Here is a 268-nt window from a genome sequence, read left to right on the forward strand (position 1 = left end):
CGCCAGGCTTCCTGCGTTCAGAAGCGATGCTTGATCATTTTGGCGTGACCGAATCCACGTGGAAAGATGCTGCGGAAATCGATCCGCATTTCATCGTTTCCGAAACCCCTTATTATATCGGTCAGGCAGTTGTTGCACTCGCGACAGATCCTGCGATTGCAGACAAGTCAGGAAAGACGCTGAGCACATGGGGGCTTTCTGACGAATACGGCTTTACGGATCGGGATGGAACCAGACCGCACTGGGGGCGATATGCTGAGGAGCAAGG

1 pseudogene is annotated in these 268 nt (G+C 53.7%); it reads left to right on the forward strand.

Annotation, left to right across the window (positions count from 1 at the left end):
- Window positions 1-268: pseudogene (locus SB775_RS30020) on the forward strand (short-chain dehydrogenase); the annotation flags it as partial.

This window comes from Peribacillus sp. SIMBA_075 (assembly GCF_046534585.1).